Here is a 13,045-nt window from a genome sequence, read left to right on the forward strand (position 1 = left end):
TGGGAGATTAATGATGGAAGTAAAAACAAAGGTTAAAGATGTTATAAAAAATTATGGAAGAAAAAGTGAGTTTGCTAGCTTCTTGCCAGGAATAGCAGGCCTGGAGGGTATTCCAATGTGGTGCTATCTGGTAAACAGAGGCCAGGCCGTTGTCAGCTTTGGGGTGCAGGATAAGGACCATGGAATAATGGAATTCTATCCTGCTCACACCGCATACCAGATGGTTAGCCGCACAGGATTCAGAACATTTATTAAGGTGGATGGAGAATGTTTTGAGCCCTTTAAAAATGCAGATTCCAAAACACAAATGACTGTCATGATGAATTCTCTGGAAATTGAGGATGAAGATGTTGAAAAGGGAATTAAGACAAAGGTAAGCTACACTACTATGCCACAGGAGAAGCTGGCAGCATTAATGAGAGTAGTTGAGATAACAAATATCACAGATTCAAAGAAGCAGCTGGAGATTCTTGATGGAATGCCAGCGCTGATTCCTTATGGTGTGAATCAGGATAGTATGAAAATGATGGCTCAGACCACAAAAGCCTGGATGCAGGTGGAGGATGTTGAAAGCTGCGTTCCATATTATCGTGTAAGAGTAAGCATGGAAGATTCAGCTGTTGTTCAGAAAGTGGAAGGCGGTAATTTTGCACTGGCAATAGGTGAGGAGGGAAAAAGACTTCCAGTTGTGGTAGACCCAAGAGTTGTATTTGATTATGACCTGTCTTTAGAACAGCCCGTAGGCTTTAAAGAAAAATCTTTGGAAGAGCTTTTACAGGAAAAACAAAACACATCAAACGAATTACCTTGTGCATTCTTTGCAGCATCAAAATCGCTTGAGCCAAATCAGACTATCACTTTATATGAATTGATTGGCCAGGTTAGAAACAAAGATGTGTTAAATGCTTTCCTTGGTAAAAATATTGATGTGGATTTCTTTGAAGATAAATTTGATGTGGCAACAAAACTTACAGAAGATTTAACTTCAGCAGTTGAAACCCATACAGCTAATGAAACTTTTGATAACTATGTAAGATACAACTACATGGATAATCTGCTTCGCGGAGGTACACCAATACAGCTTGGTGGCAAACATACCTACTATGTTTATTCCAGAAAGCATGGTGATTTGGAACGAGATTATAACTACTTTTCAATGTCACCAGAGTTTTATTCTCAGGGGAATGGAAATTTCAGAGACGTAAATCAAAATCGTAGATGCGATACATTCTTTAGTCCTATTGTGAAAAAGGGAAATATAGAAATGTTTTATTCTCTGATTCAGTTGGATGGATACAATCCTTTGAAAATAGAGCAAATGCGTTATGAAAGTGAGCAGGCAAAGTCCCTTGGTTTAACAAAACCATTCACTCCAGGAGAGCTTGCAGCCGCAATAATGGATAGTGCCAAGGGAGCATTTGGCAAGGAGCAACAGGATTTACTACAGCAAATAATGGCAGATGCCAGCGAAACAGTAAACGGAGATTTTGGTGAGGGATATTGGAGTGATCACTGGACCTACAACCTGGATTTGATTGAGGATTTTCTGGAAATATATCCAGACGAAGAAAAGAATCTCTTATACGATACAAAGATTAAATCCTTTGATGCAAAAGTAAAGGTAAAGCCAAGATTTGAACGCTACGAGAAAACAGAAAATGGCATTAGACAGTATCATTTCCTTGAACCTAGAGAAAATACAACCGAAGCAGGAAGCTATGCAAAGGATTTAAATAGCAATGAAGTCACCATGAGCCTAATGGCAAAGCTGGTGCTTATGTCTACAGTAAAGCTTGCAACGTTGGATGCTTACGGTCTTGGGGTAGAAATGGAAGGTGGCAAGCCAGGATGGTATGACGCTTTGAATGGCATGCCGGCACTAATGGGTTCTTCTATGAACGAGACATACGAGCTTGCTAGAATGATTAGCTTCGTAAAAGAAAAGCTTGAGTGCAGCGGCCAAGCCTTGGAACTGCCATCAGAGATTGCTGATTTCGTATTGTATATATACAAGACTGAAAAAGAAGAGTCAGATGCTCTTGCAAAATGGAATCGTAAAAACGATATTAAGGAACAATTCCGCAAGCGAGTGTATGAGGGCCTTTCTGGGGAAAGCAAAGCCATCGATTCTACACTTATAAAAGAGATTTTCGAGACTTTTAATAACAGCATAGCGGATTCTGTAAATCGTGCTGTCGAAATAGGTGATGGTATCGCACCAGCATATTTTACATACGAAGTAGATCAGTACGAAGAAAAAACAGATGGAATTGTACCTAAACATTTTAATCTTGTACAAGTTCCATATTTCCTGGAAGGTCCAGTGAGATATTTCAAGCTGGGGGATGATGCCAATGCAAAAAAGGCTATGTACGACAAAATTAAGGCCAGTGATTTGTATGATGAAAAGCTTTCTATGTACAAAGTAAATGCATCACTTCAGGATGCCAGCTTTGAATTAGGAAGATGCCGAGCCTTTACACCAGGATGGTTGGAAAATGAATCTATCTGGCTTCATATGGAATATAAATATTTGTTGGAGCTTATTCGTGGTGGATTATATAAAGAATTCTTTGAGGATTTAAAAAATGCAGCAGTGCCATTTTTAGACAAGGATGTTTACGGCAGAAGTACTCTTGAAAATTCATCCTTTATTGCCAGCTCAAAGAATCCAAATGAAAAGATTCATGGCAAAGGATTTGTAGCAAGACTGAGTGGTTCCACAATCGAATTTATCAGTATGTGGAAGCTGATGTTCTTTGGAAGAAAGCTATTTGTAGTGGATGAAAATGGCAACTTCAAATTCAATCCAACACCAGCAATTCCAGAGTATTTGATAGCAGATGAAAATGGAAGATACTATGTGGAATCTACCTTACTTGGAACCACAAAATATACTTTGGAGTTTGACAAAAAGCAGGACTATATCCCAGGTGATTATAGGATTACAGAGATAAAAGTAGAGTATTTGGATGGCAGTTTAATAACAATAGAAGGGGATACTTTGCCCTGCCAGGATGCAGAAAAAATAAGAGATAGGTGTGCAAAATCTGTAACTATAAAAATGACACCTAAATAAAAAAAGTGTCATTTTTTCAGATTAGCCAGGAATCTATAATTCAATCATAACAACAAACTATAAATGTTTGGGAGGATGAAAGAATGAAGCTAAAAAAATTCTTAGCAACACTTCTTGTAGGGGCAATGACACTTTCTCTTGCAGCCTGCGGAAGCGATGGCAGTGATGCCGTATTGGAGGGCGAAAATGTTGATTCTGCAACAGTAGGAAGCGAGGACGGTGAAAAGCTCGTTATCTGGACTCTTGCAAAGGATCTTCAGACATTCGCAGAAAAGTATGCAGAGGAGAATCCTGATGTCCAGATTGAGACAGTAGTAATCGAGCCTGCAGACTATGTTACAAAGGTGCAGACAGCTCTTAACGGTGGTCAGACAACACCAGACATCATCGTAGGTGAGCCACAGATGCTTGAAGATTTCTATGATGCAGGATACTTCGAGGATTTAAATCAGGCACCATACAATGCACAGGATTATGCAGACCAGATTGTTGATTACGTTTGGAAGGTAGGTCAGGATTCAGAGGGAATCCAGAGAGCAATTTCTTACCAGATTACACCAGCAGGTATCTACTATCGTAGAGACATCGCTGAGAGCGTATTCGGAACAGATGATCCAGAAGAAATTGGAAAGCTTTTTGCTGATTACGACACAGTTCTTTCTACAGCAAAGCAGCTTAAGGATGCTGGATACAGAATCTTCGCATCAGATGCTGAAATCAACTACTTCTCAGGCGATAGCGCATGGGTTGTAGATGGCAAGCTCAATGTAAACCAGGCTCGCCTTGATTACATGGACCTTGTTGTTGATTTGTATCAGAACGACTACACAGCATATGCAAACCAGTGGTCAACACCATGGTATCAGGCTATGGCTGGCGAGGTACCTATCCTTACAGCTGACATCCAGAGCTATGCTGATGACTCAGTAAACGTATGGGATGCAGAAGAATTTGAAGAGGCTACTAAAGATCTTGATAAGACTGAAGTATTTGCATTCGGTCTTCCAAGCTGGGGTGTTCTTACACTTAGAGACAATGTAGGTGAGACATCTGGAAAATGGGGAGTATGTTCAGGTCCTGCTTATGGTTTTGGTGGTGGTACATTCATCGGTATCTCTGCAAACTCTGAGCACAAAGACCTTGCTTGGGATTTCCTTAAGTGGGTAACCCTTGATGAAGAAACAGCTGAGTGGTGGATTGAGAAATCTGAAGGTGACACAGTTTCGCTAGTATCAGTTCTTGAAAAGCACAAAGATGATGAGAATCCTGTATATGGTAATCAGCATATGTACTCATTCTGGCAGGAGCAGGCTGAGCACATTGATTACTCAAAGGTAACTCGTTACGACAAGATTATCAACGATGCTTGGGGTGCTGCTATTACAGCAATCAAGACAGGCGAGAAGAGCAAAGAGGATGCAATCTCTGAGTTCTATGATGTAGTTGAATCTACATATCCAGAAATCACAGTTGAAAGATAATCATTATGATGATGAAGGGGCTGACTTCTGTCAGCCCCGAAATTTAGAGGGAGGATTGGATGAAAGCGTTTTCTATGAAAAATGTGGTGAAGAATAGGAATAATGCAGCATATCTTTTTGTGCTCCCATTCGTCATCGTGTTTCTTATTTTTAGTGTTTACCCAGTTTTTAGAACTTTATTTTTAAGCTTTACAGATTACAAAGGTTATGGTGAACCTGCACTTGTAGGTTTAGACAATTATAAGCGTGTATTGGGAGATAAATTCTTTTGGAGATCTCTTTATAACACAGTAAAAATGTGGGGACTGAATATTGTTCTTCAGCTTGGATTAGCATTTTTACTTACTATCGTATTTTCGGATATCAAGTACAAAGTACGTGGTCTTGCAGTTTTTAGAGCAGTCTACTATTTACCAAATCTTATTGCAGCAACATCTGTTGCATTTCTTTTCAAGACTTTGTTGGATTGGAAGTATGGAACCTTCAACCAGATTCTACTTGCAGCAGGAATCATAGATCAGCAGGTAAACTGGTTAGGACAGCGTTCTACAGCATGGGGCGTGGTAGCTGTAATTCAGGCATGGATGTGGTTTGGTAATTCATTCATCATGCTTATGGCTGGTGTTCAGGGTATTCCTAATGATTACTTTGAAGCAGCGGCGATTGATGGAGCAGGAAGATGGAAAACATTTGGAAAGATTACACTTCCACTTCTAAGACCTATTCTTTTATACGTAGCAGTAACATCACTTATTGGTGGTTTACAGTTATTTGATTTGCCATTCCTTATCAACGGTGTGGCAGGTGCATCAACAGCTGGTGAGCCAGGTGGAACACTTCAGACTGTTGTTATGTATATGTACAAATTTGGTTTTGAAACTCATCAGGTAGGCTTTGCGTCGGCAATAGCATATACACTGTTTATCATAATTCTTATAGTTTCAGTACTGGAATTCAAATTTATTGGCGGAAAGGAGGATTAATGATGGCAACAAAGATTAAAAAAGTAATTCTTTATATTGCGCTTATTGTGTTGGCATTAGGATGTCTCCTCCCATTTTGGTTGATGATAGTAAACTCGACCCGTTCAGGCGTTGAGATAACTCATTCATTTTCATTCTTGCCGGGCAGCAGCCTAAAAGATAACTGGGTTGTGTTGTTTGATTATGTAAACCTCTTTCAAGGTTTCTTTAACAGTATCAAGGTAGCTGTTCCGGCAACTCTCCTCACTGCATACTTTTCAGCTATTACCGCATTTGCGATGGCTATGTATGAGTGGAAGGGAAACAACCTTTTATTCAAGGTTATTGTGGTATTTATGATGATACCTGCTCAGCTTTCATTGATTGGTTTCTACAATCTCTGTCAGAAACTGCGATTAATCGACTCCTATGTACCACTTATTATTCCAGCGATTGCAGCACCAGGTATCGTGTTCTTCCTGAGACAGTATGTAAAATCAACATTGTCCAAGGCTTTGCTGGAAGCAGCAAGAATCGATGGAGCATCGGAAATACATATCTTCCACAAGATTGTTTTACCAATCATGGCTCCTGGTATTGCAACAATGTCAATTGGAGCTTTCATTGGTAACTGGAATTCATATTTAATGCCATTAATACTTTTAAATACTCCTAGTAAAATGACGTTACCAGTAATGATATCTACATTAAATGCAGCAACTGATTTACAGAAAAATCAGGGAGCAATCTACTTGGGTGTTGCCATCTCGGTAGTGCCTATCATGATTGTATTTGCATTCTGCTCTAGATATATCATTAGCAGTATTTCTGCTGGAAGCGTAAAAGAATAAAGATAATGGACTGGCGCGATTTGCGGCAGTCCTTATTTCGTTGAAAGGCATAGGGGTTATAAGTATAATAGAAACATGAAACTAAAGAAGGATTTAATAAAAAAGACAATAGGGTTAACCCTTGTTTTTACTTCGTTTTTGGGATGCGGTTTGGAAACTGGAAGCGAAAAAGCCAGTGTAACAAATGGGGATACTGTGACCCTTGATTGGTATATAAACTACTCATGGTTCAATACTGGTTGGGGAAGCAATGTTGTTTCTAGAACTATCACAGAAAACACAGGGGTTAATATTAATTTCATAACTCCACAGGGAAATGAAGAGGAAAAACTTAATGCCATAATTGAGTCTGGTTCGTTGCCAGATTTGATTACGTTGGGCTGGTGGGAGCCTCAGGTCAATGAGCTGATTCAAAAGGATATGGTATACGCCATCAATGAATTGGCGGATGAGTATGACCCATATTTCTATCAGGTCAGCGACGAGCAGGCTGTCAGCTGGTACACTCAGAACGATGGAAATATTTATGGATATCCATGTTCTTCGGTAACCCCACAGGATGTAGAAAACAACGACAACATAGGTTCTAATCAGACATTCCTGGTGCGAAAGGATATCTATGAAGCCATTGGAAGCCCGGATATGACTACCATGGAAGGCTTCGAAAATGCGGTAAAGAAAGCAAAGGAAATGTTTCCGCAGGTGGATGGCAAGCCGCTCATTCCAATAGGAGCTCATTTGTTTGATGATTCAGGTAATGTGTCTTTTGACCAGTACATTCAGAATTTCTTGGCTGTCCCATATGAAAAGGATGGACAGCTCTATGATAGAAACACTGATCCGGAATATCTTCAGTGGCTAAAGATGTTTAGACGTTTGAACGAGGAGGGATATCTTGCTACTGATGTTTTCATAGATCAGCGTTCGCAGATGGAAGAGAAAATTGCTGAGGGCAGATATTTTTGCATGTTGTATCAATACACAGATATGGCTGATCAGCAAAAGATTCTTTATTCCAAGAATCCGAATAGTATTTATATAGCTGTAGACGGTCCAAAGAATAAAAATGGAGATGACCATATTCTGCCAACGAATACAGCAAGCGGATGGACTGTCACCATGATTTCAAAGGACTGCAAGGATCCTGAAAAAGCTATTCAGTTTATCGATTATCTTATTTCAGAAGAGGGCCAAAAGCTGGTATATCTGGGTGTTGAGGGAATTACCTATGACATGGTGGACGGCAAGCCAGTTATTAAATCAGATGTATTAAAACTTTTGAATACCGACCGTAAATCCTATGATCAGATTTACGGCGCTGATGATGCATACTGGATGCTTCAGGATAATGTAATGCAGCTGAAATGGAAAACCAATAACACATCGCCAACTACTCAGTTGGAAGAATGGACATATCAGTATGCTCAGTATACAGGTCAGTATGATGTTATTCTTCCGGCGGATACGGAGGATGCATATATTGACAGCCAGGTGAAGGCATTGTGGGCTGACACATTGCAGCAGCTTTTGTTGGCAGAAAGTGATGAGGAATTCGATAGAATTCTTGAGGAATACAAGTCTACTCGAGTGGAATTAGGCTACGATGGACTTCAGGAGAAACGATATCAGTATGTGGTTAAGGCAAAAGAAAAATTGGGAATCAATTAAAGGGTTAAAACTGAATACGAAGCTGACCGCCATAATACTGGTCTTTATTATTGTGCCAATTGCCATTCTAAGTGGTGTGATGTTTTACAACATGGAACAGTCCACTATCGAGGAGAGCGTGACTTACCTGGATTCCACTATGGCAAGGCGGCAGGATAGCATCAGAAATAATGTGGATTCTATTAATATGACTACACAGTTTTTTCTGTCCGATGAAACCATGAACGGTGTTTTGATAACGGCAAAGAATCAAGGCAATTATAGCACCAAAGAATGGATTGAAATTTATAAAAATGATGTGGCATCTTTGGAGAGATTGATTAACACTAACCCTGTTTTATACGGCGCCAGATATTATGCAGTTACAGATAATGTTCAAGAAATGATGCCTGTAATGTACAATTCATCCCGATTGCAAAACCAGGAATGGGTGGACATGGCACAGGAAGGCGGATGGGTTTTTAACTATCAGGATAGGCTCTTTTCTACCAGTGATGTTACACCTATGATGGCACTTATTACTCCTATCAATGATAGAAAATACGGGAACATTGGTTACATCGAAACCAGCATGAAAATGAGCACTATGTTTCCGTCAATGTATGAAAATATTGCCAATGAAATCAGCTGTTTTGTTACATCAGATGGCCAGGTTATTTTTGGAAAAAACACAGATGAAACTGTTAAGAATATCGCATCTGGATTGTCTAAGGAAATATCTGCAGATAATGTGAATGAAGGGGTGGAAATCAAAACCTATTACAGTAAGGAAGACAAAAGTGTCATTTCGGGAATGTACATTAAAGAGCTATCAGGTACGTTGGTTTCAGTAGAGGATATTTCGGATAGTATAGAAGATGTTTATCGCCAGAGAAATACTTTCGTTCTCTGGATGATTTTGGTTTTGATTATATTGTCATTTGTTATAGATGGCTTAGTGCGACAGGTTTTAAAGAATTTTTACGAGGTTCTTCGAACAATCAGACAGGTTAGAAAGGGTGATTTATCTGTCAGAGCCCCACTTCTAAAGCGAGATGATGAAATGGGTGAGCTTGCCCATCAGGTTAATCGAATGCTTGATAATATCCAGACCCTTATGCAGCAAAACATTGATAGAGAATTGCTTGCAAAGGATAGTCAAATCAAAGCATTGCAGAATCAGATTAATGCACATTTTATATACAATGTTTTAGAGTCCATAAAGATGATGGCTGAAATGAATGAAGAATACGTAATTTCGGATTCAATAACTAGCCTTGGTAAGCTTTTGCGATACAGCATGAAATGGACCTCAGAAAATGTGCTTGTGTCTGAAGAACTGGAATACATCAAAAACTACATGGCACTTATTAATCTTAGATTCGATTATGACATCATATTATCGCTGAACATACCTACAGCCATTATGATGCAAAGGATTCCTAAAATGTCCCTTCAGCCAATTATCGAAAATGCGATAATTCATGGCGTAGAAGAAATTGCAGAGGATACCACAATCTACATCAAAGGAATTATCAAGGATAAGGATTGTACAATAGAAATCACTGATAATGGCAGAGGAATGAATGATGAAGAACTGGACATGTTAAGGAAGAAAATCTCCGGTGAAATTGCTACCGGTGGTGGCTCTGGAAATGGTATCGGATTGAAGAATGTTCAGGATAGATTAAAGGCTGCCTTCGGAGAAGAGTATGGTATTGATGTTGCCACAAAAGAAGGATGTTACACAAAGGTAAGTGTGCGAATACCAATGAGTCAGGCAACAAACAGTAATAATGTATAGAGGATAGTTTATGAATAAAGTTTTAGTGGTGGAAGATGAAAAACTCATTAGACAAGGCATTGCGTCAATGATTAAACGCAGCGGAGTTCCTGTTGAAGAGGTAATAGAGTGCAACAATGGATTGGCAGCGCTGGATATTTTAGAGGACCAGCATGTGGATGTTGTTTTCACAGATATCCGTATGCCAAAAATGAATGGAATCGAGCTGGTTCAGGCAATACAAGAGCTTGAAAATCCTCCCCTTGCTGTGGCAATCAGCGGTTATGATGATTTCTCATATGCTGTAGAAATGATGCGCCAGGGCGTCCGGGAATACATACTAAAACCAGTTGAAAGAGAAAAGCTAAAGACTGTACTTGAAAAGTTGAATAATGAGCTAAATCATCGCAGAGAAGATCAGGAAAAAACTGAGGCCATGGATAATCAGCTTTTGAAATACATGCTCAGGGATAAGGATTCTAATGCTGAAGATATTGAGCTTATGAGCCAAAAGCTAATGCGTGAAGTTGGCCAGGAATACATTGTGATTGTAGCCAGCGAAAAGGTATCTCTTAAATCACGCATTGGAATAACACTAAATTCTGTACAAGGGCAAAACGTATTTATCGTAAAACCGAATGGTGAATCAGAGCTACAGAATGGAAAATACATTGGAATCAGCGATGTATATGCATCTGTTACAGATTTGAAGGAAGCTTACAAACAAGCACTTGGTAGGCGTGGAGAAGCTTTTTTATTGAATATGAGCACTGTAGACAGTGATTTGCCAACTGTACCAGAGGAGCTTATAAAGCTAGCATCAAAGTGTTCCGACAGTTCATCTATATCTGCTAGGGTGCATATGATGGGGACAGAAAGAACCAAAGACCTAAAGAAGGAGTGGGATGGCTTTTTTATTGCAGCAGCAAGAGGACAAATCCCAGCAGAAAGTTTCTTAGAAGCGATGCACAATTTTGTAAGTGAATACTCATCAGTATACAAAAAGCCTGTACCAAACGAGCTTGTTAATCCGCTGGAATCTGACTGCCTAGAAAGCTATCGTGAGAAATTCATGGACTTCGTATTATCGGAACAGCAAGTCCTTGGGGCTGCCAATGATGCCGACCAAGTAGCTGCCAAAATACAACAGGCTGTAAGCTACATAAACGAAAACTATGCCAGCGACTTAAACATGGCGGTGGTCAGCAACCACATCTCTATGAACTACTCGCTGTTTTCGGCAGAGTTCAAAAACATCACTGGCACCAACTTCGTAACCTACCTAAAGGATCTTCGCATGGGGGAAGCCAAGCGCCTCCTCACCGAAACTGACCTCAAAGTCAACGAAATCTCCATGAAGGTAGGTTACGACAATGAAAAACATTTTATGAAAAGCTTTAAATCATATGTTGGCGTGTCACCAAGTGAATATCGGCGTAATACTGCACGTTAACTTATAGTGACGTAAATTTTTGTGTAGTATCATTCAGTTGCTCGGTTACTTCATTGTTTCGGTCCATAGCGCTAAAAATAGCCTTGATGCCGGAAACGATTTCTGTTGAATTTGCGGCACTCATTGAGATTGCCTGTGAGCTTTCCTGAACAGAATTAGTGATGGTATCAACAGATTCCACCATGGCCTTCATGATTTCATTCAGACTGTCTGCTTTTTCGGTGAATTCAGTTAGCATTTCATTCATGACTTCGGCAGTATGACCGTATTTTTCACCAGTATCAACGAACTCGTCGTAATCATTGATTACTGTTCCATTGATGAAATCAAGCACTTCCTTGGCATTAGAAGCCAAGGAGTTTACTGCGGCTGTAACCTCAGTTGCAATATTCTGAATGGTTGCAGCAGTCTGAGTAGAGTTTGCTGCCAGCTTGCTAATCTCATCTGCAACTACGGCAAAGCCTTTTCCGGCTTCACCAGCTCTTGCTGCCTCAATAGAGGCATTTAAAGCAAGCAGATTAGTTTGACTTGCAATATCCAAAATATCATTAGTTAAATCACTGATTTGACTGACCTTTTCTGAATCCTTAACGGAGTTTTCAAGAGTAGTTGAAAGAGCGGCCATTTTTTCTCCAACATCAGCTTTTTTGGTGTTGACTTTAATTTGAAGCTCATCAGCCTCTGCTTTGATTTCGTTCGCAGTACCAGAACCCTCCTCAGCCTGGGTTGTGATTCTTTCAGCTGCTTGCTTTACATCGTCAACTCGTTCATTTATTGATTCAAGAATACCAACCACAGATTCCATATTAGCAGAGAGTTCTTCTAAGGCAGCAGACGAATTCGTTACATTATCATCTGCAAGTCGTAGTTGTGAATTGACTTCCTCGGAGCTTTCAGTAAGTACTGTGGTTCCGTCTTTTACGTCCTTCATGATGCCCTGCAGGGTTTCGATGAAGTGATTAATACCGTTTTTGATGTATAAAAGTTCTGACTTTGTCTTTGTATGAATTCTTGCAGTAAGATCTCCTTCACCTTTTTGAATATTAGTAATAATCTGATTAACTTCGTTGCTTATATCCTTGATTTTAACCACAATACTTCTATAACTAATCAGGAAGTTTAATATGATTAAAAATACAATGATGGCAGCGCCAATTAGTGCGACTATTCTGCCCTGTGCAAGGAGCTTGTTCATGCTTTCCTTGGTGGCTACTGCATTATCCTGGATAGCCTGATCCAAAACTACAGTAGAATGAATCATTGCTACCTTTTGAAGTTCGGCTTTATCAAAAAGCATAGCGTAAGCATTTTCTTGATCTCCAGCGTCGCATTTTTCGATGGCTTTATCAATGTATCCACACATACGCTCATATTGTGCAGCGATTTCCTCCAGTTGAGCAGTGGCATCTTCATTATTGTAGGTAGAGAAATCGTTTGTTAAATCAGCAATGTCATCACTTACAGCCTGTTTAGCAATATCGATTTGAGGCAAAATCGTATCCATAGTTTCCTGAGAACCAGAAGCAACATAACCTATACACTGATCGTACAAAGTCATTACGTCAGTTTTTAAATTGGCTTCATGTTCCGTTAATGTCATCATGGAGTCGAACATTTCAATACTATTTGAAGTGGAGGTTTGCATAGCCATCATAATCATCCCTAGAACAAGTATGAAAGCTACAAGCATTGCAATATTCAGAGATAATATTTGTACAACTATAGAATTGAAGCCTGAAATTTTTACATCTGTATTAGTAGTCTTATTTTTCACTATTATCTCCCCCTT

Annotated in this window: 8 protein-coding genes; 7 read left to right on the forward strand and 1 reads right to left on the reverse strand. The window is 39.6% G+C overall.

The genetic code is table 11. The features are described 5' to 3' along the window. Positions 1-10: 10 nt before the first annotated feature. From BM102_RS01205 to BM102_RS01235, 7 genes are all read left to right on the forward strand, one after another. Positions 11-3,079 (forward strand): hypothetical protein, encoded by a 3,069-nt coding sequence (locus BM102_RS01205; RefSeq protein ID WP_242942888.1) that lies wholly within the window; start codon positions 11-13, stop codon positions 3,077-3,079. Positions 3,080-3,162: 83 nt separating this feature from the next. After that, on the forward strand, positions 3,163-4,560 hold the full coding sequence (locus tag BM102_RS01210; RefSeq protein ID WP_090478088.1) for an ABC transporter substrate-binding protein: 1,398 nt from the start codon (positions 3,163-3,165) through the stop codon (positions 4,558-4,560). A gap of 59 nt (positions 4,561-4,619) precedes the next feature. Then, positions 4,620-5,543, forward strand: a complete 924-nt coding sequence (locus tag BM102_RS01215) for a carbohydrate ABC transporter permease (RefSeq protein ID WP_177194871.1) — start codon at positions 4,620-4,622, stop codon at positions 5,541-5,543. Next, on the forward strand, positions 5,543-6,373 hold the full coding sequence (locus tag BM102_RS01220; RefSeq protein ID WP_330388552.1) for a carbohydrate ABC transporter permease: 831 nt from the start codon (positions 5,543-5,545) through the stop codon (positions 6,371-6,373). The genes BM102_RS01215 and BM102_RS01220 overlap by 1 nt, the downstream gene beginning before the upstream one ends. 75 nt (positions 6,374-6,448) lie before the next feature. Further along, the gene (locus BM102_RS01225) at positions 6,449-8,041 is read left to right on the forward strand and encodes an extracellular solute-binding protein (RefSeq protein WP_090478094.1); all 1,593 of its coding nucleotides are present in this window, start codon (positions 6,449-6,451) and stop codon (positions 8,039-8,041) included. Beyond that, the gene (locus tag BM102_RS01230) at positions 8,004-9,824 is read left to right on the forward strand and encodes a sensor histidine kinase (RefSeq protein ID WP_090478097.1); all 1,821 of its coding nucleotides are present in this window, start codon (positions 8,004-8,006) and stop codon (positions 9,822-9,824) included. The genes BM102_RS01225 and BM102_RS01230 overlap by 38 nt, the downstream gene beginning before the upstream one ends. Positions 9,825-9,834: 10 nt before the next feature. Next, the gene (locus BM102_RS01235) at positions 9,835-11,256 is read left to right on the forward strand and encodes a response regulator transcription factor (RefSeq protein ID WP_090478099.1); all 1,422 of its coding nucleotides are present in this window, start codon (positions 9,835-9,837) and stop codon (positions 11,254-11,256) included. Position 11,257: 1 nt separating this feature from the next. Here BM102_RS01235 and BM102_RS01240 read toward each other — a convergent pair whose 3' ends face one another. After that, on the reverse strand, positions 11,258-13,030 hold the full coding sequence (locus BM102_RS01240) for a methyl-accepting chemotaxis protein (protein WP_177194872.1): 1,773 nt from the start codon (positions 13,028-13,030) through the stop codon (positions 11,258-11,260). Positions 13,031-13,045: the final 15 nt, after the last annotated feature.

It is taken from the genome of Pseudobutyrivibrio sp. JW11, assembly GCF_900115355.1.
GTDB lineage: Bacteria > Bacillota > Clostridia > Lachnospirales > Lachnospiraceae > Pseudobutyrivibrio > Pseudobutyrivibrio ruminis.